The organism is Mesorhizobium sp. LSJC285A00 (assembly GCF_000503155.1).
In the GTDB taxonomy this organism is placed as follows: Bacteria; Pseudomonadota; Alphaproteobacteria; order Rhizobiales; family Rhizobiaceae; genus Mesorhizobium.
In genome coordinates this window covers 73,384-98,457 of the sequence record NZ_AYVK01000005.1, presented here as the reverse complement: position 1 = coordinate 98,457, position 25,074 = coordinate 73,384, and the positions used below count along the sequence as shown (strand labels likewise).

Genomic DNA, 25,074 nt, shown 5'->3' with positions numbered 1-25,074 from the left:
GGCGCGGCTGAAATCTCAATTGAAAGACAGCCCGACAAGGCAGATTTTAGTGGGACAGTCAGACCGAGGAGGCGAGGATGACGATCGTATCATTGTTCAAGATCTTAGCCGCTGCCGGCCTCCGGCCGGACCGCTATGATGGGATGCACGGCGGCGATGTCATCGACTGGGTTACCGACCCATTGTCGCATCCGGTGCTGGACACCATGTCGGAACGCGAACTCGGAGATATCCCGTTCCGGCTGACGGCGCGCCGCACCGCCTACGAGACCGGGGCGGTCGGCTGCGGCTGAGATGCGGGGGCGTTAGTCGCGCCCGCTGGCCCAACACAAAGCGGATTGTTTCATCGGTCGCCAATTCTATGGTGCGCTGCAATGAACGCCGCTCCATCACCCTTGCGCCAAGCTCTCGCTGGCATGATCGCCATGGCCGTTGCCATGGGCATTGGCCGTTTCGTCTACACGCCGATCCTGCCCGGAATGATGGAAGAACTGCATCTGTCGCCGGCCGATGCCGGCTGGATCGCGTCGGCCAATTATCTCGGCTACCTCGTCGGCGCGCTTGCGGCGGCAGGCGGCTGGGCGCATGGGCGCGAGCGCCTGCTGATGTTTGGCGGCCTTGCCGCCAGTGCTGCGCTCGCCGCCCTGATGGGGCTGAGCGAGACGATGACCGCCTTTGTCGTCCTCCGCTTCCTTGCCGGTCTCGCCAGCGCCTTCGTCATGGTGTTCATGGCCTCGATCGTCTTCGGTCACCTGGCAGCCGCCAACAGAAGCGACCTGCAGGCGCTGCATTTCGGCGGCGTCGGCCTCGGCATCGCGGCATCCTCAGCGCTGATGGCGGTTCTGGTCACCGAACATGCCGGCTGGGCTTCGGGCTGGCTGTGGTCGGCAGCGATTTCCGCCGGCGGCCTTGCGATGGTCGCCTTGCTCGCCGGCAGCACCGCACCTGGCCGCGGCGTGGCCGACCGCGAACCGGCACTGCCGAGGGACCGGTCGTTGGCAAAAGTCATCGTTGCCTACGGCCTGTTCGGCTTCGGCTATGTGGTGACGGCGACCTTCCTGGTCGCCATCGTGCGCCAGGGCGGCGGCGGCCGCGTCTTCGAGGCAAGCGTCTGGATGGTCACCGGCCTTGCCGGCTTTCCCTCGGTCTGGCTGTGGCAGAAGGTAGCGGCACGGATCGGGCTTTATACCGCCTATGCCGTGGGCTGCCTGGTCGAGGTGGTCGGCGTCACCGCCAGCGTCGCCATCGGCGGCACCGCCGGGCCGCTGCTGGCGGGCGTCCTGCTCGGCGGCACCTTCATCGCCATCACCGCGCTCGGCCTGCAGACGGCAAGGCAGCTCGTGCCGGAGGCGCCGCGCCGGATTTTTGCGCTGATGACCGCTTCCTTCGGCATCGGCCAGATCGTCGGCCCGATCGTCGCCGGACTGCTGGCGCAAGCCTCGGGCAACTTCTTCCTGGCCTCGATCGTCGCTGCTGGCGTATTGCTGGTATCTGCTGGGATCACCTGGTCGGCCGCGCCAAAATCGCCATGATTGTGGTCTTGCTCGATGCCGGGCATCGGGTACGGGCATTTGCTTTCCACCTAATGTGTGACTTTATGCCCGCTGAACCCCGCTGATTTGCGCACCGACCGAGGATTTCACCACAGTGTTCGTATCCTTCTTCCCGCAGCCGAAGCTGTTTTTCACCTCGGCCGCCGTCTGGAGCCTTTTGCTCATCATAATTTGGTTTTTCGGCGGCCAAGAGCTGGGTACCCTGATTGGGCTTGCTCCGGTGGCAGCCGACACGCCCGTTGGCGTTGAAGTCTTTTGGTCTGACCCGTTCGTCTGGTTCTACCTATACTACGGCACGGGCGTAGCGCTTTTCGCTGGCTTTTGGAGGTGGTATTCACCCCATCCTTGGCAGAACTGGTCGATCCTTGGGTCCGCGCTCATTCTCTTCGTGATCTATTTCCAGGTTCAAGTGGATGTAGCCTTTAACGCTTGGTACGGACCGTTCTACGATCTCATACAGCGGGCGCTCGGCAAGGCGTATTCGACAACGCCGTGGGATTTCTACAGCCAACTGCTGACCATCTCCTGGGTCGCTGGATTGGCCGTTGCCGTGGGTGTCCTTAACCTATTTTTTGTGAGCCATTGGATCTTCCGCTGGCGCACGGCGATGAATGAATACTACATGTTCTATTGGGACAGGCTTCGCACTATCGAAGGAGCGTCGCAGCGTGTCCAGGACGACACCATGCGCTTTTCCACGACGATGGAAGCACTCGGTGTGAATTTGGTCCGCTCGGTAATGACGCTGATCGCATTCTTGCCCGTTCTCCTCGTTCTGTCGAAAAATGTAACTGAATTGCCAATCGTCGGAGAGGTCCCTTACTCCCTAGTGGTGGTAGCGATTGTTTGGTCGATTTTTGGGACTACTTTCTTGGCGCTCGTCGGCATCAAGTTGCCAGGCCTCGAATTCCGTAACCAGCGCGTCGAGGCTGCCTATCGAAAAGAACTTGTTTATGGTGAAGATGATCCGAATCGTGCTCGGCCGCCCACTGTCGCCGAACTATTTAACAACGTGCGGCGAAATTACTTTAGGCTTTACTTCCACTACATGTATTTCAATGTGGCTCGCATATTCTATCTTCAGATAGATAATATATTCCCTTATATAGTATTGGTCCCAACGATGGTGGCCGCCAAAATCAGTTTGGGTCTATTGAACCGAATTCTCGATGCCTTCGGGCAAGTGCGCTCCTCGTTCCAATATCTCGTCAATGCGTGGACAACGATTGTCGAGCTTCTGTCCATTTACAAGCGCCTGCGTGCCTTCGAGGCAATTATCCACGGCGAGCCGCTTCCCGATATCGATCGTCGTTTCCTCGCGCGCCAGGCAAAGGAACCCGACCCGGCTTGATCCTATCTGCATAGACGGTTGGCGGCTCAGCCGCCCACCGCCGCCTGCCTCTCGCTACCACGTTGCCGCTGCACATAATCGCGAAAACTGATGCATTCGACGTCGGCTTTCACGCAGGTCTCGTCGGCAAAGCGCTCCAGCGCGTTCCAGTAGGCGCCGTTGTTCATCAAGGTGAAGTGGAAGCTCAGCACCAGTGGGATGCGCTTGCCCTGATATTGCTTGTCGAAGGCAGCACGGAAGGCCTGGTAGGTCCGATCGCTGAACTCGGCTGCCTGGCTCGGCCGCTCGAAACCGCCGGAATGCCTGACATAGAGATTGTAGTCCATGGCGATCACCGGCCTTGAACTCGGGCCTTCCGGGATCTGTGGCAGCGAAAAGCGGGTCAAGCCGCCGCCGGTCGGCGGCTCGACCGGGCCGTTCGAGACGCCGCTGGCGTCATAGTGGTAGCCGGCTTCAGGCAGGGCCTCGTAGAGCCCTTTGCTGGTCGACAGATAGGGCGCGCGAAAGCCGACCACGGCATGGGCAATAGCGCGCCAGCCTGCGGGCTCGGGCGCAATGCCGTTGATCGTATAGGCGTTCTCCAGAATGCGCCCGAACGAGGCGAATTCCTTCAGCCAGTCGGCCTTGCTCCAGTCCTTGCCGTCGAAATGGCCGCAGCCATGGCTGGCAATGTCATGGCCCTCCGCAGCGGCAAGCCCGATCTGGTCGAGTCGGTCCGCGACTTCCTGCTTCGAGACGGCAAAGCCGATGTTGGATTTGCCCGCGGACCTGGCCGGCGCGGTGTATTCGGCGCGTGTCTGCTGCGACAGCAGGAACACGCAGGAAAGGAAGTAGGTAAAATGCGCGCCGGTGCGCTTGGCTAGCGCCCGGCTGCGCTGCCATTGCGATATCTCACGGGCGCTGTCGAACGAGATGATGACGATCTGCTTCGGCTTTGCCGGGGATGGCGCCGCCGGCGGGTCGGCGAAAGCCGCACCAGCCATGGCAAACACGGCTGAGGAAAACGCAACAACGCGGGACAAACGTGGCATCGGCAATCTGGGCTTGATCTGGAGGCAGTCCAAGCCGGCTATCGGCAAAATGTGGCGTGGGTGCGATCAACGTCGGCAGCTATGCGCCTGGCGATTAGCCGATTTTCCTGCCGAGCCCCTTCCATGCCCGCGAAATTTCGCTAAAACGCGGGCTCAAGAAGCGCCCCTGTTGGGGCAGCAATGGTTTTGATTGATGTCCGACGACAGTTTTATCCGCGAAGTCAACGACGAGATCCGTCGCGAAAAGGCGCAGGTGCTTTGGGATCGTTTCGGCCCGGCGATCCTTGTCCTCGCCGTCCTGGTGGTGCTCGGCACCGCTGCCTTCGTCGGCTACCGCTATTGGGACGAGACCCGCGCCAACCGCTCGGGCGATGCGTTTTCGCAGGCGCTGAAGCTTGCCAATGACGGCAAGAGCGACGAGTCGCTGACAGCGCTCGAACAGCTGGAAAAGGATGGCTACGGCGCCTATCCACTGCTCGCCCGTATGCGCGCCGCAACCGTCAAGGCCGACAAGGGCGACTTTGCCGCCGCCGTCGCCGATTTCGATGGCGTCGCCGCCGACACCGCCATTCCGCAGGGCATTCGCGACATGGCGCGCCTGCGGGCCGCCCTGCTGCTCGTCGATCACGGCTCCTTCGCCGACGTCTCCAGCCGCGTCGAGGCGCTGACCGCCGACAACAACACGCTGCGCCACACAGCGCGCGAAGCGCTCGGCCTTGCCGCCTGGAAGGAAGGCAAGACCCAGGATGCGCTGAAACTGTTCGACCAGATCGCCGCCGATGACGGCGCCCCGCGCAACGCGCGCCAGCGGGCGACGCTGATGTCGGAATTGATCCGCGGCTCGGGCGCGTCATGATACGCATCGCCCAAAGCCTGCCCTCGGGCCTGACCCAAGGGCGCGCTGCGGTTTGGGCGATGATATGGATAGCCGGATGAGCTTCAAAGTCGCCATTATCGGCCGGCCCAATGTCGGCAAATCGACGCTTTTCAACCGATTGGTGGGACGGAAGCTGGCGCTTGTCGACGACACGCCGGGCGTCACCCGCGACCGTCGCGTCCACGCGGCCAAACTCTACGATCTGCATTTCGATGTCATCGACACCGCCGGTTTCGAAGACGCCGCCGCCTCGACGTTGCCCGGCCGCATGCGCGCGCAGACCGAGATCGCGATCCGCGAAGCCGACCTGATCTTCTTCACCATCGACGCCAAGTCCGGGCTTTTGCCCGACGACCGCACCTTTGCCGAGATCGTGCGCAAGTCCGGCAAGCCGGTCGTGCTGGTCGCCAACAAGGCCGAGGCCAAGGGCGCCCAGGGCGGCATGCTGGAAGCCTGGGAACTGGGCTTGGGCGAGCCGATCCCGGTCTCGGCCGAGCACGGCCAGGGCATGCCCGATCTGCGCGACGCGGTGATCGAGGCGCTGGGCAAAGACCGCGCCTTCGGCGAGGAAGAAGACGAGGCCGAGGACGTCGCCGCCAGCGAGGTGCTGATCGGCGAGGACATCACCGATCCCGACGCCGAACCCGCCTATGACGACACCAAGCCGATGCGCATCGCCGTCGTCGGCCGGCCCAATGCCGGCAAGTCGACGCTGATCAACGCGTTGATCGGCGAGGAGCGGCTGCTGACCGGCCCGGAAGCCGGCATCACCCGCGATTCCATCTCCGTCGACTGGGACTGGCATGGCCGCCGGCTAAAACTGTTCGACACTGCCGGCATGCGCCGCAAGGCCAGGATCCACGAGAAGCTGGAAGTGATGTCGGTGCAGGACGGCTTGCGCGCCATCCGCTTTGCCGAGATCGTCATCATCGTGCTCGACGCCACCATCCCGTTCGAGAAGCAGGATCTGCAGATCGCCGACCTGATCATCCGCGAAGGCAGGGCGCCGGTCATCGCCTTCAACAAATGGGACCTGATCGACAATCCGCAGGAACTGCTGACGGAACTGCGCGAAAAGACCACACGGCTTTTGCCGCAGGTGCGCGGCATCCAGGCGGTGACGGTTTCGGCCGAGACCGGCCGCAGCCTCGACAAGCTGATGGATGCCGTCATCAAGACGCACAAGGTGTGGAACAGCCGCGTTTCCACCGGCAAGCTCAACCGTTGGCTGGAAAGCATTCTGGCGCATCACCCGCCACCCGCCGTCGCCGGCCGCCGGCTCAAGGTCAAATATGTCACCCAGGCCAAGACCCGGCCGCCGGGTTTCGTCGTCCAGTGCTCGCGGCCCGACGCGATGCCGCAATCCTACGTGCGCTACCTCTCCAACAGCCTGCGCGAAGCCTTCGACATGCCCGGCGTGCCGATCCGGATAGCGCTGCGGACTTCGGACAACCCGTTCGCGGGGAGAGCGAACAAGCGCAAGTGAGCGATGACGGTTGCGGAATTCTCCGCAAGATTGGCGGGACAGCACCCCCCTCTGCCCTGCCGGGCATCTCCCCCGCAAGGGGGGAGATCAGTCGTTTCGTCTTTGGAGCCTCTCTTGCAACGTTGAAAATTGGCGAAAGCATTCGCGAGATCCAATCTCCCCCCTTGCGGGGGAGATGTCCGGCAGGACAGAGGGGGGTGTGACGGAACGCTACGCTGGACAGCCGCTTCCGTCTAAGCGACCTCTCTCAACCGCTCGTCCTGCGGCAGCGCCGCCACCGCCGCGTGCCACAATATATCCGCCAGCCGCGCCGCCACCGGGTCCAGTTCGGCGTCTTTCTGGTGCAGCACCAGCGCCATGGTCGGCAGCGCGGGTAAGCCCAGCGTTTGCGGCGCCATCGCCCTGACATTGGCCGGCAGGCCGATATCGGTGCGGATCGTCAGGCCGAGGCCGGCGGCGACCGCCGCCCAGATGCCGCCAAGGCTGGGGCTGGAGAAGGCCATCCGCCATGGCAGGCCGGCGCGGTCGAGCGTTTCCGTCGTCACTGTGCGCAGCAGGCATGGCGCTTCCAGCGCCACCAGCGGCAGTGCCTCGCCCTCGCGCAGCCTGGTCTCGATCAGCTTTGCCGGCCCGATCCAGCGCAATTGCGCGTCGCCGACATGCCGGCTGTAAGGCAGCGCCTGGCCGCTGTCCCAGGCCAGCGCAATGTCGAGATTGCCTGATGTGATCCGCTCGGCGAGTTCATAGCTGCGCCCGATCCGCGCCTCGATCTTGACCTTGGGGTGCGCGCGGGCGAAGCGTCCGAGCACCTCCGGCAGCACCGCCTCGCCGAAATCCTCCTGCAGGCCGAGCCTGACCCAGCCTTCCAGTTCCACGTCGTGGATGGCCGAGGCCGCCTCGTCGTTCAACTCGAGCAGCCGCCTGGCATAGCCGAGCATGGTTTCGCCGGCTTCGGTCAACGCCAGTCCGCGGCCCGACTTGCGGAAGATCGGCGTCGCCGCCTGGTCCTCCAGCTTCTTCAATTGCGCGCTCACCGCCGAAGTCGAGCGTCCAAGCCGGTCGGCGGCCTTGGCGAAGCTGCCGAGTTCCATGCCGGTGACGAAGCTTCGGAGGACATCGAGGTCGAAGGTTACGCGGCGCATCAAAACGGTCCTGTTTTTCGGGAACAATTGTCAAAAAATTCCCGATATTCGGGATGAAGTTATGGCGGTAAAGACGAGGCGTCAAGGTCCCGAAAGGGCATCAACAGGAGTCCCGCCATGTCGATTGCCGACGCAAATCGTGAGCCAGGCCGGGTTGGCCGAGCCGCCGCCGTCAGGTCGAAGGCTGAACGATTTCGCGCCAATCATCGCTGGAAGGTGCTTGGCATCGGCGTTGCCGCCAATGCCAGTTTCTCCGCCACCTTCGCCGGCATACCGGCGGCGGCGGTGTTTCTGCGGTCGGGCTATCACTTGAGCAATGGCAATCTCGGCCTGGTCCTCGGCCTTCTCGGACTGGGCGTTGCCTTGAGCGAACTGCCCTGGGGTCTGCTCACCGACCGCTGGGGCGATCGCGGCGTGCTGTTGACCGGCCTTGGCGCGACCGCGGCGTGGCTCGCCTTGATGGCGTTGTTCATCGTGCCCTCAGTGACCTATGTGCCTGGCGTCGCAATGCTGGCCGCATGCCTTCTGGTCGCCGGCCTGCTCGGCGGCAGCGTCAACGGTTCCAGCGGCCGCGCCATCATGGCCTGGTTCCACGAAGGCGAACGTGGCTTTGCCATGAGCATTAGGCAGACCGCCGTGCCGCTCGGCGGCGGGCTCGGCGCGCTGGTCCTGCCGTCGCTGGCATCGGTGCACGGTTTCGCGGCGGTCTTCGGGCTGCTGGCCGCCATGAACGCCGTCTCTGCGCTGTTTGCCTGGCGATGGCTGCACCAGCCGCCGGAACTGGACAATGCCGGCAGCATGGCCATGGCAAAGTCGGGCGGTCCGGCGCCGCTGCGCAATGTCGAGGTCTGGCGCATCGCCACCGCCATCGGCCTGCTCTGCTTTCCGCAAGTGGCGGTGCTGACCTTTGCCTCGGTCTTCCTGCACGATTTCGCCGGCATGGCCACGCTCACGATCAGCGCCAGCCTTGCCGCGGTGCAGACCGGCGCCATGGTGATGCGCGTCTGGAGCGGCCGCTTCACCGACCGCCATGGCAACCGCCGCTGGTTCCTGCGCCTCTGCAGCATGACAAGCGCGCTTGGCTTCGCGGCCGTCGGCCTGCTGGTCCTGGCGGCAGGAGCCACGCCAGACGCCCATGCCGCGTTGATCCTGGCGATCGCCGTGCTGCTGGTCGTTGCCGGCATTTCGGTCTCCGCCTGGCATGGCGTCGCCTACACCGAACTCGCCACGCTTGCCGGCGCCAGCCGCGCCGGAACCGCGCTCGGTCTTGCCAACAGCTTCGTCTTCATCGCCTTCTTCGTGGTGCCGACCGCCATTCCGGCATTGCTGCTCATCTGGTCGTGGCCTGGCGTCTGGCTGGTGGGCGCGCTCTGCGCCTTGATTGCATGGCCAATTTTCCTGCGGCCGGACTGACGGGTTGCCGGTCGGCAAACGGCGTCCCATTTCGGGCCGCTTCGGAAAAACACGATCAACCGCGTTAACCCCGCATCAAGGTTAATGCTTCACTTTGGCTCTCCAGTGGCTCAGTGGCGTTTCTGGAGAGTTCCCCGTGCATCGACGTGTCCTGAAGCGGCTGGCCGCCGCCGCCGGTGAGAAAAAACGTTCCTTCGTATCGCCATTGGTCATCGGGCTCGGCATCTGGATCGGCTTTCCGACCGTCGTCGCCTACCAGGACATGGGCAGCTTGATTTCCGGCCTCGAAGCTTCGGGCACCCGCTGGAACTCTTATGTCGAGCGCTCCGTCGCCGGCTCGGTTCATGCCGCCGAAATGCCTTTCATCGATTCCGTCACCACCGGTTCGCTCTCGGGCTCGGGCGTGCGCCTGCCCGGCGTCGGCAAGGTCTCGTTTCGCGGCAAGGGCAATGTCGCCGGCATCACGCCCGACGAGGACCGCATCATGCGCGCCGACAAGAAGGGCCGCATCATCCAGGTCTCGCCGGTGGCGCCGCCGAAGAACTTCAATGCCGGCTCGATCTTTCAGCGCACGTCCTCGCTGCTGCGGCCGAGCATGGACAGCGGCCTGAAGCTCGCCTTCGCCAAGCCCGGCATCAAGGGCAAGGAAATCCAGATCGCCCAGGCCTTCCACACCAATGTGGACAAGAAGCCCGATCCCGGCGTGCCGGCCATGCTTGCCGCCCTCGTCAACAATGACAGACCGGACGTGCTGGCCACCGCCTATGCCCAGGCCGAACCAGATTACGCCAAGGCCTCGCCCTTCGAAGCGCTGCTGCAGGACGAGGAGCCGAGCAGCGGGCGCTTCATTCCGCCGATGGCCAAGGGCGATCATTCGTGGATCCAGAACCCGCTGCCGGCCAGCGTCTTCTCCACGAAGGAGCAGGCCTGCCTTGCCAACGGCATCTATTTCGAGGCGCGCGGCGAATCCGTGCGCGGCCAGGCCGCCGTCGCGCAGGTCATTCTGAACCGAGTCCGCAATCCGGCCTATCCGAACTCGATTTGCGGCGTCGTCTACCAGAACGACAACTGGCTGAACCGCTGCCAGTTCTCCTTCGCCTGCGACGGCCGCAAGAAGCGCATCGAGAGCCCCGCCCACTACAAGACCGCGCAGGACGTCGCGATGGCGGTCACCGCCGGCAAGATCTTCATTCCCGAAGTCGGCTCATCGACCCATTACTACGCCAACTATGTCCATCCGGGCTGGGCGCGCACGATGCAGAAGATGACCAAGATCGGCCTGCATATCTTCTACCGCACGTATGGCGGCGGCTGGAGCTGAGCCCTTCGGCTTGCCTGTCGCAAACGAACCGCAAAGGCCCTGGAAGCCGAAATCGGACAGCGGTCGCCGGACGGATTCGGGGCATGTGCCGACCCGATAGTGCCGGGCACGATGTCGCACCTCGCCAAGTGGTTGATTCCAATAGAAAAAATACATGGCTTTGAAGTCCCGCCCGTGGCTTGACGGGCGCAAACCCTCTAACTATGTTGCCGGCGACTTTAGAAGCGGACGGACGGTGACGGTCTGACCGGGCAGGGGGGTTACGATGGCCGACAAGAACGGGCCAGACGGAACCGGAGAAACCGGCCGCGGCAGCAAGCACGAGGCCGACATCCGCGACGAAGATCTCGAACGCCGCCGGCGTGAGCTTGGAGCATCGCTTGCGACAAGACGGCCGGATCAGCTCGAGGGGAATGACGGCGCGAAAGCGACGGCCGGATATGGCCAGGCGCTCAAGCTGTCCAGCGAGTTCATCGCCGGGATAGTGGTGGGTGTGGGCCTTGGCTGGTTTCTGGATCGCGTGGCGGGAACCTCGCCATGGGGTCTGGTCGTCGGCTTGTTGCTGGGCTTTGGCGCCGGCGTGCTCAATGTCCTGCGTTCGTCAGGTGTTGTGGCGGAATTCGGAAAAAGCGAGAAGTCGCACGATCCGAAAGAATGAAATGGCGCGCCGCCAATGGCGCACAAGGACACTTAAGGCCGCTCGCGGTTTTGACGGGGATGTAAATGGCTGCTGACAAGGTCGATCCGATCCACCAGTTCCATATCGTCAAGCTGATTCCGATCAATATCGGAGGCTATGACCTGTCCTTCACCAATTCGTCCCTGTTCATGGTCGCGACCGTGCTCGTCGCATCGGCGTTTCTGTACCTCTCGACCTCCAGCCGCAGCCTTGTTCCCGGGCGCCTGCAGTCGGTTTCGGAAATGGGCTACGAGTTCGTCTCCAACATGCTGCGCGACGCCGCCGGAACGCAGGGCATGAAGTTCTTCCCCTTCGTGTTCTCGTTGTTCATGTTCGTACTGGTCGCCAACCTGCTTGGCCTTTTCCCGTACTTCTTCACCGTCACCAGCCACATCATCGTCACCTTCGGCCTCGCAGCCCTGGTGATCGGAACCGTCGTTGTCTACGGCTTCACGAAGCACGGTCTGGGTTTCCTCAAGCTCTTCGTGCCGCATGGCGTTCCGGTGTTCCTGCTGCCACTGGTGGTGCTGATCGAAGTGATCTCCTTCGTGTCGCGCCCGGTCAGCCTCTCGGTTCGTCTGTTCGCCAACATGCTGGCCGGCCACATCACACTGAAGGTGTTTTCGGGCTTCGTCGTCAGCCTGAGCGCGCTCGGCGCCGTCGGCGTTGCCGGTTCGGTGTTGCCGCTGGCCATGGCAGTCGCGCTGACCGCGCTGGAATTGCTGGTCGCTTTCCTGCAGGCCTACGTCTTTGCGGTGCTGACCTGCATGTATCTGAACGACGCCCTGCATCCCGGGCACTGACCTAGAATTTCCGGCATCTTTCGCCGGATGGAATTGCAACGAATTACAGATCCAAAGGAGTTTAAAATGGACGCAGAAGCAGCAAAGTACATCGGCGCCGGTATCGCTTGCCTGGGCATGGGCGGCGCGGGCATTGGCCTCGGCAACATCTTCGGCAGCTACCTGGCGGGCGCCCTGCGCAATCCGTCGGCCGCCGATGGCCAGTTCGGCCGCCTGATTTTCGGCTTCGCCGTGACCGAAGCTCTGGGCATTTTCTCGCTTCTCATCGCGCTTCTCGCCCTGTTCGGCTGAGCCCCTGTTCGGCCAATATCGGTCGGACGAGCATTGGGAAGAATTGGCTGGCCGCATTCCTGCGGCCATGCCTGATATCAGGGGATAGTCCATGTTCGTGACATCTGCGTTTGCGCAAGAGTCCGCACCCGCCGCTGAAGGCGCCCATACCGGTACGGAAGGCGGCACGCATTCCGGCGCCGGCGTGCCTGCCGAGGCGCACGGCACGTTCCCGCCATTCGATCCGGCGACGTTTCCGTCCCAGCTTCTGTGGCTGGCGATCACGTTCGGGCTGTTCTATCTGTTCCTGAAGAAGGTGGTGATGCCGCGCCTTGGCGGCATCATCGACGTCCGCAGCGATCGCATCACGCAGGACCTCGACCAGGCCGCCAGGCTGAAGGGCGAGGCCGACGCCGCCGTTGCCGCTTACGAGCAGGAACTTGCGGAAGCCAAGGCCAAGGCCAACGCGATAGGCCAGCAGGCCAACGACGCTGCCAAGGCTGAAGCCGAGGCTGCCCGCAAGAAGGTCGAGGCCGCCCTCGACAAGAAGCTCGGCGAGGCCGAGGCCAGCATTGCTTCCATCAAGGCCAACGCCATGAAGGAAGTCGGCACGATTGCCGAGGACACCGCTTCAGCCATCGTCGATGCGCTTGTCGGCGGCAAGACGAGCAAGGCCGAGATCTCGGCTGCGGTCAAATCCGTGGCCCGGTGAGGAGCACATCATGGACGCCACATCTCTCGCAACGCTTTGGGCAACAGTTGCCCTCGTCATTTTCCTCGGCGTTGCCGTTTACATCAAGGTGCCAGGCCTGATCGCCAAGTCGCTCGACGCCCGTGCGACCAAGATCAGCGACGAGCTTGCGGAAGCCCGCCGGTTGCGCGAAGAGGCCCAGCAACTGCTCGGCCAATACCAGAAGAAGCGCAAGGAAGCAGAGCAGGAGGCCGCAGCCATCGTCGCTGCCGCCAAGCGCGAGGCCGACATGCTTGCCGCCGAGGCGCACAAGAAGACCGAAGACTATGTCACCCGCCGCACCGCGCTTGCCGAGCAGAAGATCGGCCAGGCCGAGCGCGAAGCCGTCGCCGAAGTGCGCGCCAGCGCCGTCGACATCGCCGTCGAGGCGGCCCGCACGCTGCTTGCCGGCAAGATCGACGCCAAGGCCGGCGCCGACCTGTTCAAGTCCGCGCTGCAGGACGTGAAGGCCAGGCTGAACTGAGCGGGGTAACTCGCTGACATCAAGCCGCCCGGGCAACCTGGCGGCTTTTTTGTTGAGCGCGGACAATCTCCCCCCTTGAGGGGGAGATGTCGCCAAAGGCGACAGAGGGGGTCGGTGCGACCGGGCGCGACGCATTCTGCTGCGAAGAAGGGCTGGCGCTTCACGCGCGGCGACCCCCCTCTGGCCTGCCGGCCATCTCCCCCTCAAGGGGGAGATTAGCTGTCCAACCCGACAAACCCTTCTTCCTCAACCACCTCAACTCCACCCAGCCTGAACGGCGCGAATGACGCCCGGTGCAGCCTTGCCACCGGACCATGCGCTTCGATCGCGGTGCGGTGCCGCACGGTGGCGTAGCCCATGTGGACTTCGAACCCGTAGCGCTCGTGATGGCTGCCGCAGCCGCACATCATGCGGTCGCGCATCACCTTGGCGACGATCGAGGCGGCGGCGATCGATTGCGAGCGCTGGTCGCCCTTGATCAGCGCGCGGCCTTCGCAGAGGAGGCCCGGCGGCACATCGCGGCCATCGGCCAGCGCCAGCTTCGCCTGGATCGGCAGGCCGGCAAGGGCGCGGCGCATGGCTTCCAGGCTGGCCTTGAGGATGTTGCTGCCGTCAATGCCTTCGGCGCTGACCGAGGCCATCGACACGCCCAGCGCTGACCCCAGGATTTTCAGAAACAGCGCCTCGCGCTGCAAAGGGTTGAGCCGTTTGGAATCGTCTAGCCCGTCAGGAATGTTGGCGGGATCGAGGATCACCGCCGCCGCCACCACCGGCCCGGCCAGCGGACCGCGGCCGGCCTCGTCCATGCCTGCCACCGGCCAAAGGCCTTCGGCCATCGCCTTCGTCTCGAAGGAGAAGTCGGGCTTTTCGACGATTTCGAAAAGAAGCGGAGAATCGGAACGCGCGCGAGCCATGTTGCGGCGAGGTTCGCATCGGCTCCGATTCTCCGCAAGTCCCTCCAGTGGGGCAAGACCGGGAGGGCACCGTCTGCAGGCCGGGGGACAGGCCGGACGGGATTCTTGGGTCGCCTGCCAACCACGAGGGCAGGGCAGGCGCTACTTTCAGAGCAGCATCAGCTGCTCGGTCGCCTTGGCGGCGGCTACAAACTGGTCGGTTCGGAGCGTGCGCCGCTCGGCGTTGAGGCCGAGCCGCTTGGCCGTGATCTCGAAGCGCCGGCCGATCTGCCAGGCATAGGGGCCGGCGCCTTTCATCCGCTTGCCCCATTCCGAATCATAGTCCTTGCCGTCGCGCATCGAACGGATCAGCGACATCACGTGCCGGTAGCGGTCGGGATAGTGGCGCAGCAGCCAGTCCTTGAAGATCGGCGCCACCTCGAGCGGCAGGCGCAGGATCACATAGCCGGCCTCGCGGGCGCCTGCGGCGCGTGCCGAATCGAGGATGCGCTCCATCTCCTGGTCGGTCAGGCCGGGAATGATCGGCGCCACCATGACAGAGGCCGGGATGCCGGCATCGGAAAGCTGCCGGATCGCCTCGAGCCGCTTGGTCGGCGTCGACGCGCGTGGCTCCATGGTGCGCGCCAGCATGCGGTCCATCGTCGTCACCGACAGCGCCACCTTGGCCAAGCCCCGTTCGGCCATGCGCGACAAGATGTCGATGTCGCGCGTCACCAGATGGGATTTGGTGACGATGCCGACCGGATGGCCGCGCGCCTCCAGCACTTCGAGGATCTCGCGCATAATCCGGTATTGTTTCTCGATCGGCTGGTAGGGATCGGTGTTGGTGCCGATCGCGATGGTGCGCGGCTGATAGCCATCCTTCGACAGTTCCTTGTCGAGCAGCCGCGCCGCATCCGGCTTGGCAAACAGCTTCGCTTCGAAATCCAGCCCCGGCGACAGGCCCATGAAGGAATGCGTCGGCCGGGCGAAACAATAGACGCAGCCATGCTCGCAGCCGCGATAGGGGTTGATCGAGCGGTCGAAGGAAATGTCGGGCGATTCGTTGCGGGTGATGATGGTGCGCGGCTTCTCGACCTGCACTTCGGTCTTGAACGGCGGCAATTCCTCCAGCGAATTCCAGCCGTCGTCGAACACATGCCGGCTGACCGGCTCGAACCGGCCGGACGGGTTGATGCCCGCGGAACGGCCGCGGTTGCGATCCGGACGGACGCGCATGCCGCTCTGTTCGATCATCGCATTGGCCATCTCGGCTCGCCCTGCTCCGAAAGCAGCAATGTCCGCACGCACGATATGTTCCATTTTGGCCCTTTCCCAAGGACTGTCGGCTGGCTGTCGAATCGCTCTGTTCATGAAAATAATCCTATTTCGCTGATGAGAACAAAGCAAGAACTTTTTCGTTGGGCCATGCAAAACTGGCGCTGCGCCGGGCTTTCCGCTATTCGGCTAAAAATGCTCAGCGTTCTCATCGAAACCCGGGATGACGAAGAAGGCCTTGCCCGCACGCTCGCCTCGTTGATCGGCGGCGCGGTCGAGGGCGTGGTACGCGATGTCATCGTCTGCGACACCGGCTCGACCGACCAGACGCATCGGGTTGCCGATCATGCCGGCTGCCACTTCGTCGCCGGCGGCATTGCCGCGGGAATCAGGCAGGCGAAGGGTGACTGGCTGCTGTTTCTGGAACCCGGCGCAAGGCTGGCGGAGGGCTGGATCGACGACGTTGTCGCTCACACGGCGCGGCAAACCATGCCGGCGCGCTTTTCCCGTGCGCGCGGCAGCCGCACGCCGTTCCTGTCACGGGTGTTTTCGGGCAACCGGGCGCTGGCCGAAGGGCTGGTCATCAGCAAGCGCCAGGCCGCTGGCCTGTCGAAGAACGCGCACAGCGCCGAAGCCCTTGCGCGCGGTCTCGCCACCAGGCGGCTCGACGCCGAAATCTGGCTGGCGCCGAAGAAGTGATGTTTCTCCCTTTTCCCGTTCCCAGGGAGAAGGGTGCCCGAAGGGCGGATGAGGGGCAGCGTCGGCGTCTCATCCGCATTGGCACGGTCGCAGCACCATCCCTCTTTTTCGCCGCAAAAAGCTATTGTGCATTGCACAAAAGCTGACGCGGGATTAGCATTCCGTTGATGCGGGATATCGGGGTTTGGGTAGTGCCGGAGCGGTAAGCAAGCGCCGCGTCGTCGTTGCTGCCGTTCATATCTGAGGACCCCGATGAACCTTTCGTCCCCTGACAAATCCGGCGCCCCCAGTCTGGAAGCCATTGCCCGCAACGGCAGCCTGCTCCGCCGCATTGCGGTGCGTATCCCGACCTATCTGTCCGACCTGCGCGAAAATCCCGCATGGCTGCCGATGTTCGTGCTTGCCCGCACCATGCCGGCGCGCAAACTGCACTGGCTTGGCGCCAAAGCCGCGCGCCCCGCGCAGAGTGCCGGAGCGACGATGTTCAGGGGCGTCGACCTCAAGTCGATCGTCGCGGCGCTGCGCGCCGATGGCCTGTTCTCCGGACTGGTCCTTCCGCAGGCAATCCACGAAGAGATCGCCAGCTTTGCTCAGAGCACGCCGTGCTTCGGCAATTTCGACCGCCGGCTCGAATTCATGCCCGGAGAACACGCAGAAGCCGAGAAGCGGTTCGGCCGCTCTTTGCTCAGCGGACACTATTTCGAGCGCATCCTCGGCTGCAAGGCGGCACTCGCCATCCAGAACGACCCGCTGCTGCTCGACATCGCCCAGCACTATCTGGGCGGGCAGGCAAAGCTGATCACCACGCGTGTCTGGTGGAGCTTTCCGACCGGCGAGGCTTCCGACGCCGACAAGAACCTTGCCTCGCTCGGCAAATATCATTTCGATCTCGACGACTGGCGGATGCTGAAATTCTTCTTCTATCTCAAGCCCTGCGATGCCGGCACCGGCCCGCATGTCTATGTCAAAGGCAGCCACAACAGGCGCAGCCTCAAGCACCAGTTGACGCTGCTGGTCGGCCATCCGGCGCAAGACGTGCTCAAGGTCTATGGCGACGACAGCCCGGTCACGCTGACCGGCCAGGCCGGCCTCGGCTTCGTCGAGGACCCGTTCGGCTTCCACATGGGCACCGTGCCGTCCACCACGCCACGGCTGATGATGGAGGTCGGCTTCGGCGTCTCGCCGCCCTCGCGCCGCCGCTTCCACGGCGAACCGGTCATCCGCTGAGGCCGGAGCGGATCTCGACCGGCATCCAGCGCGCTTGCCGCCGGGCAATGCGACCCTCTTTGTTCTCGGCATCATAGTCCATTGGGACCGGCTCGCGGTTGAACCGCGGCCGGTCATCCAGCGCATTGACGATGACGATCGCTCTCGGTTCGCCGTCGGTGGTCACAGCAGCGACATAGACGCCGCAGTCCCGGCAGATGAGATAATCGGCGGTGCGCAATCCGAACCGGTATCGGTGCAGCCGCGCCTCGTCCTCGACCGAGACGATCAATCGGCCCTGCGGATCGGCGGCGGCGCGCGAACCATGCCGGACACAGAACGCGCACTGGCAGGCGCGGATCTCCACCTCGGCCGGCTCGATTCCCGTTTCGAACGTCAGGTGGATGTTGCCGCAATGGCAGCCGCCGCGGTGCGCGCTCATTGGATCTCTTCCGTCTTGACTTGGCGACAGACTATCCGCCCGACGACCCGGAGGAAATGACCTCTCGAAGGCGCAGCCGCCATTCTGCCTGACAAAGGCAGCACTTGGCCGGCTTTGCCTTGGTTTACGAGGCGGCCTTGCCGCGCCGCAAATGCTCGTCCAGGCGCGGCATGATCTCGACGAAGTTGCAGGGCATGTGGCGGTAGTCGAGCTGCGGTTTCAGGATGCCGTCCCAGGCCTCCCTGCAGGCGCCGGGCGAGCCCGGCAGCACGAAGACGAAGGTGGCGTTGACGACGCCGCCCGTCGCCCGACTCTGCACTGTCGAGGTGCCGATCTTGTCGTAGGAAATGCGGTGGAACACTTCGGAAAAGCCATCCATGCGCTTCTCGAAGATCGGCTCCAGCGCCTCCGGCGTCACGTCGCGGCCGGTAAAACCGGTGCCGCCGGTGGTGATGACGACATCGATGTCTTCGTCGCGCGACCAGCCCAGCACCTTATCGCGGATTTTCTCCAGGTCGTCGGTGACGATGTCGCGCGCGGCCAGGACATGGCCGGCCTCGACGATGCGATCGGCCAGCGTCCGCCCTGATTTGTCGTCGGCAAGGCTGCGCGTATCGGACACCGTCAGCACAGCGATGCGCACCGGGATGAACGGGCGGCTTTCGTCAATTTTGGTCATCGGCCCCCTCTGAAGCGATGCTTCGTGTCGCGGCGACAAACCACTCCGGTTCGCGGCTGCGGATCTCGGCGGCGGCGCGCTTCGCGACATTGCCGGTCTCGAACAGCCCGAAGCATGTCGCGCCGGAGCCCGACATGCGCGAGAATCCAGATCCGGCCCTGTTCAGCAGGGAAAGCGCTCGGCCGATGGGCGGCTGGATCGCCTGCGCCGCCGGTTCGAGATCGTTGCGGGTGATCTCCAGCCAGTTGCGGACGCTGTGGAAGTCAAATGCACGCGGCAGCGGCGGCAGTCCTTCATTGTCGCGTTTTTCAAGTGCATTGAACACATCGGGCGTCGAGACGGCGACGCCGGGATTGACCAGCACCAAAGCGAGCGCCGGAAAATCCGGCACCAGCGACAGCTCGTCGCCGACGCCACGCGCAACCAGCGGTTTTGCCGCAAGACACATCGGCACGTCGGCGCCGAGCGTGAGACCGATCCGGCTCAGTTCGGCCTCGCCGATGTCGAGCCCCCAGGTCCGGACAAGACCCTGCAATACCGCCGCCGCGTCGCTCGAGCCGCCGCCGACCCCGGATGCGACCGGCAGGTTCTTTTCCAGCCGGATGGCAACCGGCGGCGTGCTCTGCTGGCCGGCCTGCCTGCGCAGCGCCTCGCGCGCCTTCACCACCAGATTGCTGTCGTCGATCGGCACGGAAGTCGCGTAACGGCCCGATACGGAGAACCGGTCGGCGTCGGCAGGCTCGATCTCGACCCTGTCGCCGAAGCGGGTGAAAACGACCAGGCTCTCGAGCAGATGATACCCGTCGGCGCGCCTGCCGCTGACGTGCAGCGCCAGATTTATCTTGGCGGGCGCAAGCCACGTCCGGGCTGCGGCATCCAAACTGTCGGCTGCTGACGGGATGATGCTCAGTCCTTGGCCAGGCGGTATTCGCCGGTCTTGGGATCCTGGACCAGCGTGCCGTTGGTGCCGTTGGCTGCCTGCTTTTCGGTGCGCCGCACCTTGGCGGTCACACGTTCGGCCTCGCGGACGAAGGTGCGGTAGCCGAAATAAGCGGCTGCGCCGACAACTGCGAAGAAAATGATCTGTGGCATTTCAAAGCTCCTCCCTCGCAAGGCGGCAAGGCAGACTGTCAAGCCCTCATGCTAGACGCTTTCCCTGCTTTTTCAAAGCCCGAAGCGAGCCCACAATGCGCGCTCTTCCGCCGCATCGATCACGCCGCTTGCGGCGGCGGCGGCAATATCGGGCGCTGAAAAGTTCGAGCCGAACAGGCCGATGCGGCCAAACAGGCCACGCGGCGCGGTGACCAGCCTGAGCTGGGTTTTCGCGCCGAAGCGGGTTTTCAGTACCGTGCGCATGTCGCTCAACGCATCGACGAGGCCAAGCTCCAGCCCTTTCTTGCCGGTCCAGAACAGGCCGGTGAACAGGTCCGGATCGTCCTTCAGCTTGGTGCCACGGCGTTCCCTGACCAGGTCGATGAAGGTCTCGTGCACTTCCAGCTGCAGCGCCTTCAGGCGCTCGACGTCTTCCCTCTTCTCCGGCTTGAACGGGTCGAGCACCGCCTTGTTCTGGCCGGCGGTGTGGACACGGCGCTCGACACCGATCTTCTTCATCAACTCGGGAAAGCCGAACGAGGCCGAGACGACACCAATCGAACCGACGATGGAGGACGGATCGGCAAAGATCTCGTCGCCGGCGACCGCGATCATGTAGCCGCCCGAGGCCGCCACATCCTCGACGAAGACCAGCACCTTCTTGTTCTTCTCGACCGCGAGGTCACGGATGCGCTTGAAGATCAGCCGCGACTGCACCGGCGAGCCGCCAGGCGAATTGATCGAAATGGCGACGGCGGGCGCATCGAACAGGAACGCCTTTTCGATGAGGGCGGCGGTGGACGCCAAGGACAGGCTCGGCCGGAACGGGCCGCCGCCGGCCATGATGGTGCCATGCAGCCTGATGACGGGAATGGTGACGACGCTGGATCGCCAGGATTTCGGCAGCAGGCGGTTGAAAAGGCGTTTCACGAGGTGGCTGTCTCCAAATGGCTTCAACGCATGTAGGGATTTGCCGGTCAACGGCAATGCTGCAATCCATCTCAGCCAACTGTGTGCCGGTTTTGCGGCAACGACACTGACGGGCCTAAATCAATCGCCAAACAGCGACGCCAGTCCGTTGTTGATCATCTCGGTTCGTTCCGACGGGCCGTCGCCCGTTTGCCCATGCAGCATCAAAGGCTGGCGGATCGACAGCTTGCCGCGCGCGCCGAGCGCTGCCCTGACGACAATGCGGATTGCGGCTGCTTCCGGGCGCGGATGCACGGCCAGCATCTCGGCGTCGCCGAAGCGGCCCGACAGCGCATGGAGGAGGTCGCCAAGCTGTTCCGGCCGCGCAATGACGGCCAGGCCCCCGCGCGGCTTGGCGACGGCAGCCGCACTCCGGATCCAGCTTTCGAACAGCCCGTCGTCCATGACATGCGCCTGCCGCCGCAGCGGATCGGGCGTGGCGCGGTCTTGCGCCGCGTTGAAGGGCGGGTTCATGATGACGAAATCGAAGGAATTGTCGGCAAGGCCGGCTTGCGTCCGCGCCCGGCCCGACAGCGTGACGTCGGCGGTCAGCACCGAGGCGCGATTGCCGAGATGCGCATTGCCGGGATGGGCGAGCGTGGTTGTGGCGAAGCCTGCCATCTCGGTCGACCGTTCGACGAGCACGACCTGCGCCTCTGGGCAGCGCGACAGCACGGCAAGACCCGCCGCACCGGCGCCGGCGCCGAAATCGGCGAGGCGTCCAGCAAAGCCGGATGGAACTGCTGCCGCCAGCATCATGGCATCCATCCCGGCGCGATGCCCTGTCCTGGGCTGGACCAGCCAGAAGCGGCCGCGATGGAAGGCATCGACCGTATGGGCCGGCGTATCGCTGGTAAGCGCGCTCGCTTCAGCCATTATGTCTGGCGGATTTCGTTCTCGATGCCGGCGTCTTTCAAGATGCGCCGCGCCTGATCGGCCTGGACGGCATCGACCATCACGCGCTTCTGCAAAAGACCGATCGACCCTTCGAGAATGCTCATGTTCTGGTCGGCGACGAAGCAGGCGATCCCGGCATCGCGCATCAGCGATTCGACGAAGGAGATGATCACGGCATCGTTGGTGCGCACGAGTTCTATCATCGGACGAAGTTCGCAGGTTGCAGCGTTGATGTAAACGCCGGAGCATGGCGCCGAAAAGTGTGGAGCGGTTTCCGGGCAACGGCATGCGGTCGCTAAGGTTGACACGCCGTCACCGCAGCCGCGCCAATTCGCCTCTTGCCGTGCCCGTATGTGCCGCCTTAGAGTCCCAGGTGGGACCAGGGTGCCGTCGCACGCGTGATCAAAGACGGGAGTGTTTGTTGGTGGGTGTCGTTCTCAACATCGAAAACGGGAAGCGGGAACCCGCGTCCATCAAGGATCTCATCGACCTGACAGCAGCCGATATGGGGCGCGTCAACAAACTGATCCTGTCCAAGGCCGGCTCCGACGTCGAGATGATCCCGGAGGTCGCCAATCATCTGATCTCGTCGGGCGGCAAAAGGCTGCGTCCCATGCTGACGCTCGCGGCGGCCCAGATGTTCGGCTATTCTGGCGAGGGCCACGTCAAGCTCGCCACCGCGGTCGAGTTCATGCACACCGCCACGCTGCTCCATGACGACGTCGTCGACGAGAGCGGCATGCGGCGCGGCAAAAAGACTGCCCGCATGATCTGGGGCAACCAGGCGAGCGTGCTGGTCGGCGATTTCCTGCTCGGCCAGGCTTTTCGCATGATGGTCGATGTCGGTTCGCTGGAAGCGCTCGACATCCTGTCCAGCGCCGCCTCGATCATCGCCGAGGGCGAGGTGATGCAGCTGGCGGCAGCCAAGAACCTGGATACCACCGAGGACGAGCATTTCGCCGTCATCAAGGCCAAGACCGCGGCGCTGTTCTCGGCTGCCGCCGAGGTCGGCCCGGTCATCGCATCGGCGACGCGCAACGATCGCGCCGCCTTGCGCTCCTACGGCATGAATCTCGGCCTTGCCTTCCAGCTCATCGACGATGCGCTGGATTATGGCGGCTCCAGCCAGGAGCTGGGCAAGAATGTCGGCGACGATTTCCGCGAAGGCAAGGTTACGCTGCCGGTCATCCTCGCCTACCGGCGCGGCACCAAGGCCGAGCGCACCTTCTGGAAGCGCGCCATCGAGGACAATGTCACCGACGATGCCGGCCTGGAAAAGGCGATCGGCCTGATGACCCGCCATGGCGCCATTGCCGACACCATCGGCCGCGCCCGCCATTTCGGCGAGATCGCCCGCGACGCGCTGGCGCCGCTGGAGGCGACGCCGCAGAAATCGGCGCTGATCGACGTCATCGACTTCTGCATCAGCCGGGTGAACTGACCCGCGCCTGGCGCCAAAGCAAGATTGCACGCAAAATCGGGCAATCACCGCTCGACAATCGGCAGCAGTGCAAATTATCTATAAAACATGGCAAAGACCGCAGACGACACCATCGCCGTGCGCATCAGCAAGGTGCTGGCGGATCGCATCATATCGGGTGGGATCGAACCCGGCGCCCGGCTGCGGCAGGATCACATCGCCGAGGAATTCCAGACCAGCCATGTCCCGGTGCGCGAGGCCTTTCGGCGCCTGGAGGCGCAAGGGCTGGCGGCCAGTGAGCCCAGGCGGGGCGTACGCGTCGCCGCCTTCGACCTCGGCGAAGTCAGGGAAGTCGCCGAAATGCGCGCAGCCCTCGAAGTGCTGGCGCTGCGCCATGCCGCGCCGCATCTGACGGCTTCCATTCTCAATCTTGCCGAAGAAGCCACAAAGGCCGGCGACAAATCCCGCGATGTCAGATCTTGGGAGGAGGCCAACCGCACCTTCCACCGGCTGATCCTGGCGCCCTGCGGCATGCCGCGGCTCATCGCCACCATCGACGATTTGCACGCCGCAAGCGCCCGCTTCCTGTTCGCCGCATGGCGCTCGGAATGGGAAATCCGCACCGACCAGGATCATCGCGCGATCCTGAGCGCGCTGCGGCAGGGCAATACCGAATCGGCCGCCGCCACGCTTGGCCGGCACGTTCAGTGGATCGGCCAGAAACCGGTCAAGACCGCGTCGGGCAAGATGCGCGAAGCGTTTGCCATCGTCGGGTAGGGACGAAGGGACAAGTCGTCGGATTCCGCGCGTAGCGATCCTTCACACCCCCCTCTGTCCTGCCGGACATCTCCCCCGCAAGGGGGGAGATCAACAGCTTTGCCGTTGCGTTAGTCCTGCAACGTCGGCCATTGGCGAAAGCAAAGGCGACATCCGATCTCCCCACTTGCGGGGGAGATGGCCGGCAGGCCAGAGGGGGGTGCTGTCCCGCCAGCCTTTCCAAATGTCCTTTATTCGACACGCAAGCCCAAGCCTTTTTAGGGGTGAGGGTTGCCATTCCCGCGCAAATATGGATTCGATAATAGATCGAACAACAAAATTATCTATAATTTCAAACCAGCTAGGAAGCACCATGACCTACATCGCCTTTTCGCCGTCCAAGCCGTCCTTCAGCCCGTTGCGCCTGCAAACCCGCTCGCATAGCTGGCAGGCCGCGGCCGTCGCCCTCGGTACGCTGTTTCTGGCGCTGTTGTCCCAGATCGAGGTGCCGATGGTGCCGGTGCCGGTCACCATGCAGACCTTCGCCGTGACGCTGGTCGGCGCACTTTATGGCTGGCGGCTTGGCGCCATGACCATCATCGCCTGGCTCGCCGAGGGCGCCGTGGGCTTTCCTGTCCTGTCCGGAGGGGCAGCGGGCGCGTCGTATTTCGTCGGGGCAACGGGCGGTTATCTCTTCGCCTTCCCGGTCGTCGGCGCGCTGGTCGGCTGGCTGGCCGAACGCGGCTGGAACGGCAACCGCGTGCTGCTCGCCTTCGCCGGCATGGTCCTCGGCAACCTCGCCTGCCTGGTTCTCGGCACGGCCTGGCTCGCCGTCATGATCGGCCTCGAACAGGCCATCACCTTCGGCTTCTTGCCCTTCCTCGTCGGCGGCCTGCTGAAATCGGCGCTCGGCGCCGCGACGCTCAAGCTGTTTTCCGGTAAGGCGGACCCGGCAGGAGCATGATCCCGAAAAGTGGAGTCCGGCTTTCGGAAGAGATCATGCTCAAACAAAAAGATGGAGCCCCATCCCGATATCTTCGGGATGGAACAGGCTCCGCAACCGCGTCCTAAGACCGATGACCGTCAGGCTGCGCTCCCACCATCTGCTTTGCCTGCTGACCTATGTCGGCAAGGGCTACAGCGCAGCCTTCGTCGCCAACTATGACGTGATCGCGAAACGCCTGGGCCGGGGCGAGGATATTCTGATCGTCTCCGGCCCCGACGACATCTGCCGGCCGCTGCTCGGCGAGGCCGAGCCCCACTGCTTGCGCGAAAGCGCCGCAGGCCGGGACGAGCTGGCAGCACGCGATGTCGGCAAGCTGCTGGCCCGGCCGATCGAGGCGGGCGTCCGTCTCAGCCTCGACGCGGCAACGCTTGCCGCCTTGCGCGCGGCCTTTTCAGCCGGCGTGACGCGTGAGGCCTGCCAGGGTTGCGAGTGGGCCAGCCTGTGCAGCACGATAGCGGCAGGNCTCCCAACCCCGATCTGCTATTGTCGGAACCGACAGTGTCTGCGTCGCCATGGTTTGTTAATCGGGTGACCCGATTGTGAATTCGGCCCGGATTGCAGCCTGACCCCAAAAAGGCCATGCTTTGTCAGGAAACA

At 63.9% G+C, this 25,074-nt stretch carries 29 protein-coding genes; 18 read left to right on the top strand and 11 right to left on the bottom strand.

Annotated elements, in window-relative coordinates:
• Positions 1-77 precede the first annotated feature (77 nt).
• The 3 genes from X726_RS161570 (at position 78) to sbmA (ending at position 2,904) form a co-directional block, all read left to right on the top strand.
• On the top strand, positions 78-293 hold the full coding sequence (locus tag X726_RS161570) for a hypothetical protein (protein WP_023668495.1): 216 nt from the start codon (positions 78-80) through the stop codon (positions 291-293).
• An 81-nt stretch (positions 294-374) separates the two neighbouring features.
• The gene (locus tag X726_RS161575; RefSeq protein WP_023738455.1) at positions 375-1,532 is read left to right on the top strand and encodes a YbfB/YjiJ family MFS transporter; all 1,158 of its coding nucleotides are present in this window, start codon (positions 375-377) and stop codon (positions 1,530-1,532) included.
• A gap of 115 nt (positions 1,533-1,647) precedes the next feature.
• The gene (gene sbmA, locus X726_RS161580) at positions 1,648-2,904 is read left to right on the top strand and encodes a peptide antibiotic transporter SbmA (protein WP_023668493.1); all 1,257 of its coding nucleotides are present in this window, start codon (positions 1,648-1,650) and stop codon (positions 2,902-2,904) included.
• Positions 2,905-2,930: 26 nt separating this feature from the next.
• On the opposite strand, the gene X726_RS161585 is transcribed toward sbmA, so the two are convergent.
• The gene (locus X726_RS161585) at positions 2,931-3,935 is read right to left on the bottom strand and encodes a polysaccharide deacetylase family protein (RefSeq protein WP_031214688.1); all 1,005 of its coding nucleotides are present in this window, start codon (positions 3,933-3,935) and stop codon (positions 2,931-2,933) included.
• Positions 3,936-4,128: 193 nt separating this feature from the next.
• Here X726_RS161585 and X726_RS161590 point away from each other — a divergent pair, with 193 nt between their 5' ends.
• Positions 4,129-4,791, top strand: a complete 663-nt coding sequence (locus tag X726_RS161590; RefSeq protein WP_023668491.1) for a tetratricopeptide repeat protein — start codon at positions 4,129-4,131, stop codon at positions 4,789-4,791.
• 76 nt (positions 4,792-4,867) lie between these two features.
• A complete protein-coding gene (gene der / locus X726_RS161595) occupies positions 4,868-6,298 on the top strand; it encodes a ribosome biogenesis GTPase Der (RefSeq protein ID WP_023668490.1) in 1,431 nt (476 codons plus the stop codon).
• 233 nt (positions 6,299-6,531) lie between these two features.
• Here der and X726_RS161600 read toward each other — a convergent pair whose 3' ends face one another.
• Positions 6,532-7,440: a LysR substrate-binding domain-containing protein gene (locus X726_RS161600; protein ID WP_023668489.1), complete on the bottom strand. Its 909-nt coding sequence runs from the start codon at positions 7,438-7,440 to the stop codon at positions 6,532-6,534.
• A 117-nt stretch (positions 7,441-7,557) separates the two neighbouring features.
• Between X726_RS161600 and X726_RS161605 the strand changes: the two genes are divergently transcribed.
• From X726_RS161605 to X726_RS161635, 7 genes are all read left to right on the top strand, one after another.
• Complete coding sequence (locus X726_RS161605; RefSeq protein WP_033001748.1) at positions 7,558-8,853, top strand: MFS transporter; 1,296 nt, start codon at positions 7,558-7,560, stop codon at positions 8,851-8,853.
• Between the two features lie 136 nt (positions 8,854-8,989).
• Positions 8,990-10,174, top strand: a complete 1,185-nt coding sequence (locus X726_RS161610; RefSeq protein WP_023668487.1) for a cell wall hydrolase — start codon at positions 8,990-8,992, stop codon at positions 10,172-10,174.
• Between the two features lie 265 nt (positions 10,175-10,439).
• A complete protein-coding gene (locus X726_RS161615) occupies positions 10,440-10,832 on the top strand; it encodes an AtpZ/AtpI family protein (protein WP_023668486.1) in 393 nt (130 codons plus the stop codon).
• Positions 10,833-10,897: 65 nt separating this feature from the next.
• The gene (locus X726_RS161620; RefSeq protein WP_023668485.1) at positions 10,898-11,656 is read left to right on the top strand and encodes a F0F1 ATP synthase subunit A; all 759 of its coding nucleotides are present in this window, start codon (positions 10,898-10,900) and stop codon (positions 11,654-11,656) included.
• Between the two features lie 66 nt (positions 11,657-11,722).
• Positions 11,723-11,947 carry a F0F1 ATP synthase subunit C gene (locus tag X726_RS161625; protein ID WP_006206606.1) on the top strand — a complete coding sequence of 75 codons (225 nt, stop codon included), beginning with the start codon at positions 11,723-11,725 and terminating at the stop codon, positions 11,945-11,947.
• Positions 11,948-12,038: 91 nt separating this feature from the next.
• On the top strand, positions 12,039-12,638 hold the full coding sequence (locus tag X726_RS161630; RefSeq protein WP_023668484.1) for a F0F1 ATP synthase subunit B: 600 nt from the start codon (positions 12,039-12,041) through the stop codon (positions 12,636-12,638).
• Positions 12,639-12,648: 10 nt separating this feature from the next.
• A complete protein-coding gene (locus X726_RS161635) occupies positions 12,649-13,140 on the top strand; it encodes a F0F1 ATP synthase subunit B (protein ID WP_023668483.1) in 492 nt (163 codons plus the stop codon).
• Between the two features lie 215 nt (positions 13,141-13,355).
• Here X726_RS161635 and X726_RS161640 read toward each other — a convergent pair whose 3' ends face one another.
• Both X726_RS161640 and X726_RS161645 read right to left on the bottom strand, forming a co-directional pair.
• Complete coding sequence (locus X726_RS161640) at positions 13,356-14,054, bottom strand: ribonuclease HII (RefSeq protein WP_023668482.1); 699 nt, start codon at positions 14,052-14,054, stop codon at positions 13,356-13,358.
• 147 nt (positions 14,055-14,201) lie between these two features.
• On the bottom strand, positions 14,202-15,356 hold the full coding sequence (locus tag X726_RS161645; protein WP_023684378.1) for a PA0069 family radical SAM protein: 1,155 nt from the start codon (positions 15,354-15,356) through the stop codon (positions 14,202-14,204).
• Positions 15,357-15,506: 150 nt separating this feature from the next.
• On the opposite strand from X726_RS161645, the gene X726_RS161650 reads away from it, so the two are divergent.
• Entirely contained in the window at positions 15,507-16,010 is a 504-nt protein-coding gene (locus X726_RS161650; RefSeq protein ID WP_023668480.1) for a glycosyltransferase, read from the top strand.
• 252 nt (positions 16,011-16,262) lie between these two features.
• The gene (locus X726_RS161655) at positions 16,263-17,237 is read left to right on the top strand and encodes a hypothetical protein (RefSeq protein WP_023668479.1); all 975 of its coding nucleotides are present in this window, start codon (positions 16,263-16,265) and stop codon (positions 17,235-17,237) included.
• Here the strand turns inward: X726_RS161655 and X726_RS161660 are convergent.
• The 7 genes from X726_RS161660 to X726_RS161690 all read right to left on the bottom strand — a co-directional run bounded on the left by X726_RS161660 (position 17,227) and on the right by X726_RS161690 (position 21,498).
• Positions 17,227-17,658, bottom strand: coding sequence for a hypothetical protein (locus X726_RS161660; RefSeq protein ID WP_023668478.1), 432 nt, complete (start codon positions 17,656-17,658; stop codon positions 17,227-17,229). The genes X726_RS161655 and X726_RS161660 overlap by 11 nt on opposite strands.
• Positions 17,659-17,782: 124 nt before the next feature.
• Positions 17,783-18,337, bottom strand: coding sequence for a molybdenum cofactor biosynthesis protein B (gene moaB, locus X726_RS161665; RefSeq protein ID WP_023668477.1), 555 nt, complete (start codon positions 18,335-18,337; stop codon positions 17,783-17,785).
• A complete protein-coding gene (locus X726_RS161670) occupies positions 18,324-19,217 on the bottom strand; it encodes a 4-(cytidine 5'-diphospho)-2-C-methyl-D-erythritol kinase (protein ID WP_023668476.1) in 894 nt (297 codons plus the stop codon). Before X726_RS161670 ends, moaB begins: the two co-directional genes overlap by 14 nt.
• Before the next feature lie 26 nt (positions 19,218-19,243).
• Complete coding sequence (locus X726_RS161675; protein WP_023668475.1) at positions 19,244-19,429, bottom strand: membrane protein; 186 nt, start codon at positions 19,427-19,429, stop codon at positions 19,244-19,246.
• Positions 19,430-19,501: 72 nt separating this feature from the next.
• The gene (locus X726_RS161680) at positions 19,502-20,359 is read right to left on the bottom strand and encodes a S49 family peptidase (RefSeq protein WP_023668474.1); all 858 of its coding nucleotides are present in this window, start codon (positions 20,357-20,359) and stop codon (positions 19,502-19,504) included.
• Between the two features lie 120 nt (positions 20,360-20,479).
• Positions 20,480-21,274, bottom strand: a complete 795-nt coding sequence (locus X726_RS161685) for a methyltransferase (protein WP_023668473.1) — start codon at positions 21,272-21,274, stop codon at positions 20,480-20,482.
• Complete coding sequence (locus X726_RS161690; RefSeq protein WP_023668472.1) at positions 21,274-21,498, bottom strand: DUF2007 domain-containing protein; 225 nt, start codon at positions 21,496-21,498, stop codon at positions 21,274-21,276. The genes X726_RS161685 and X726_RS161690 overlap by 1 nt, the downstream gene beginning before the upstream one ends.
• A gap of 221 nt (positions 21,499-21,719) precedes the next feature.
• Between X726_RS161690 and X726_RS161695 the strand changes: the two genes are divergently transcribed.
• The 4 genes from X726_RS161695 to X726_RS161710 all read left to right on the top strand — a co-directional run bounded on the left by X726_RS161695 (position 21,720) and on the right by X726_RS161710 (position 25,009).
• The gene (locus X726_RS161695) at positions 21,720-22,736 is read left to right on the top strand and encodes a polyprenyl synthetase family protein (RefSeq protein WP_023668471.1); all 1,017 of its coding nucleotides are present in this window, start codon (positions 21,720-21,722) and stop codon (positions 22,734-22,736) included.
• Between the two features lie 87 nt (positions 22,737-22,823).
• Positions 22,824-23,492, top strand: coding sequence for a GntR family transcriptional regulator (locus X726_RS161700; RefSeq protein ID WP_023668470.1), 669 nt, complete (start codon positions 22,824-22,826; stop codon positions 23,490-23,492).
• Between the two features lie 352 nt (positions 23,493-23,844).
• A complete protein-coding gene (locus X726_RS161705; protein ID WP_023668469.1) occupies positions 23,845-24,435 on the top strand; it encodes a biotin transporter BioY in 591 nt (196 codons plus the stop codon).
• A gap of 112 nt (positions 24,436-24,547) precedes the next feature.
• Positions 24,548-25,009: a DUF1284 domain-containing protein gene (locus tag X726_RS161710; RefSeq protein ID WP_023668468.1), complete on the top strand. Its 462-nt coding sequence runs from the start codon at positions 24,548-24,550 to the stop codon at positions 25,007-25,009.
• Positions 25,010-25,074: the final 65 nt, after the last annotated feature.

Excerpts from the sequence above, each read along its gene's own strand:
- X726_RS161570 (WP_023668495.1), top strand. The coding sequence starts at position 78 with ATGACGATCGTATCATTGTTCAAGATCTTAGCCGCTGCCGGCCTCCGG.
- X726_RS161575 (WP_023738455.1), top strand. The coding sequence starts at position 375 with ATGAACGCCGCTCCATCACCCTTGCGCCAAGCTCTCGCTGGCATGATC.
- X726_RS161585 (WP_031214688.1), bottom strand. The coding sequence starts at position 3,935 with ATGCCACGTTTGTCCCGCGTTGTTGCGTTTTCCTCAGCCGTGTTTGCC.
- X726_RS161590 (WP_023668491.1), top strand. The coding sequence starts at position 4,129 with ATGTCCGACGACAGTTTTATCCGCGAAGTCAACGACGAGATCCGTCGC.
- der (WP_023668490.1), top strand. The coding sequence starts at position 4,868 with ATGAGCTTCAAAGTCGCCATTATCGGCCGGCCCAATGTCGGCAAATCG.
- X726_RS161600 (WP_023668489.1), bottom strand. The coding sequence starts at position 7,440 with ATGCGCCGCGTAACCTTCGACCTCGATGTCCTCCGAAGCTTCGTCACC.
- X726_RS161605 (WP_033001748.1), top strand. The coding sequence starts at position 7,558 with ATGTCGATTGCCGACGCAAATCGTGAGCCAGGCCGGGTTGGCCGAGCC.
- X726_RS161615 (WP_023668486.1), top strand. The coding sequence starts at position 10,440 with ATGGCCGACAAGAACGGGCCAGACGGAACCGGAGAAACCGGCCGCGGC.
- X726_RS161620 (WP_023668485.1), top strand. The coding sequence starts at position 10,898 with ATGGCTGCTGACAAGGTCGATCCGATCCACCAGTTCCATATCGTCAAG.
- X726_RS161625 (WP_006206606.1), top strand. The coding sequence starts at position 11,723 with ATGGACGCAGAAGCAGCAAAGTACATCGGCGCCGGTATCGCTTGCCTG.
- X726_RS161630 (WP_023668484.1), top strand. The coding sequence starts at position 12,039 with ATGTTCGTGACATCTGCGTTTGCGCAAGAGTCCGCACCCGCCGCTGAA.
- X726_RS161635 (WP_023668483.1), top strand. The coding sequence starts at position 12,649 with ATGGACGCCACATCTCTCGCAACGCTTTGGGCAACAGTTGCCCTCGTC.
- X726_RS161640 (WP_023668482.1), bottom strand. The coding sequence starts at position 14,054 with ATGGCTCGCGCGCGTTCCGATTCTCCGCTTCTTTTCGAAATCGTCGAA.
- X726_RS161645 (WP_023684378.1), bottom strand. The coding sequence starts at position 15,356 with ATGGAACATATCGTGCGTGCGGACATTGCTGCTTTCGGAGCAGGGCGA.
- X726_RS161650 (WP_023668480.1), top strand. The coding sequence starts at position 15,507 with ATGCTCAGCGTTCTCATCGAAACCCGGGATGACGAAGAAGGCCTTGCC.
- X726_RS161655 (WP_023668479.1), top strand. The coding sequence starts at position 16,263 with ATGAACCTTTCGTCCCCTGACAAATCCGGCGCCCCCAGTCTGGAAGCC.
- X726_RS161660 (WP_023668478.1), bottom strand. The coding sequence starts at position 17,658 with ATGAGCGCGCACCGCGGCGGCTGCCATTGCGGCAACATCCACCTGACG.
- moaB (WP_023668477.1), bottom strand. The coding sequence starts at position 18,337 with ATGACCAAAATTGACGAAAGCCGCCCGTTCATCCCGGTGCGCATCGCT.
- X726_RS161675 (WP_023668475.1), bottom strand. The coding sequence starts at position 19,429 with ATGCCACAGATCATTTTCTTCGCAGTTGTCGGCGCAGCCGCTTATTTC.
- X726_RS161685 (WP_023668473.1), bottom strand. The coding sequence starts at position 21,274 with ATGGCTGAAGCGAGCGCGCTTACCAGCGATACGCCGGCCCATACGGTC.
- X726_RS161690 (WP_023668472.1), bottom strand. The coding sequence starts at position 21,498 with ATGATAGAACTCGTGCGCACCAACGATGCCGTGATCATCTCCTTCGTC.
- X726_RS161700 (WP_023668470.1), top strand. The coding sequence starts at position 22,824 with ATGGCAAAGACCGCAGACGACACCATCGCCGTGCGCATCAGCAAGGTG.
- X726_RS161705 (WP_023668469.1), top strand. The coding sequence starts at position 23,845 with ATGACCTACATCGCCTTTTCGCCGTCCAAGCCGTCCTTCAGCCCGTTG.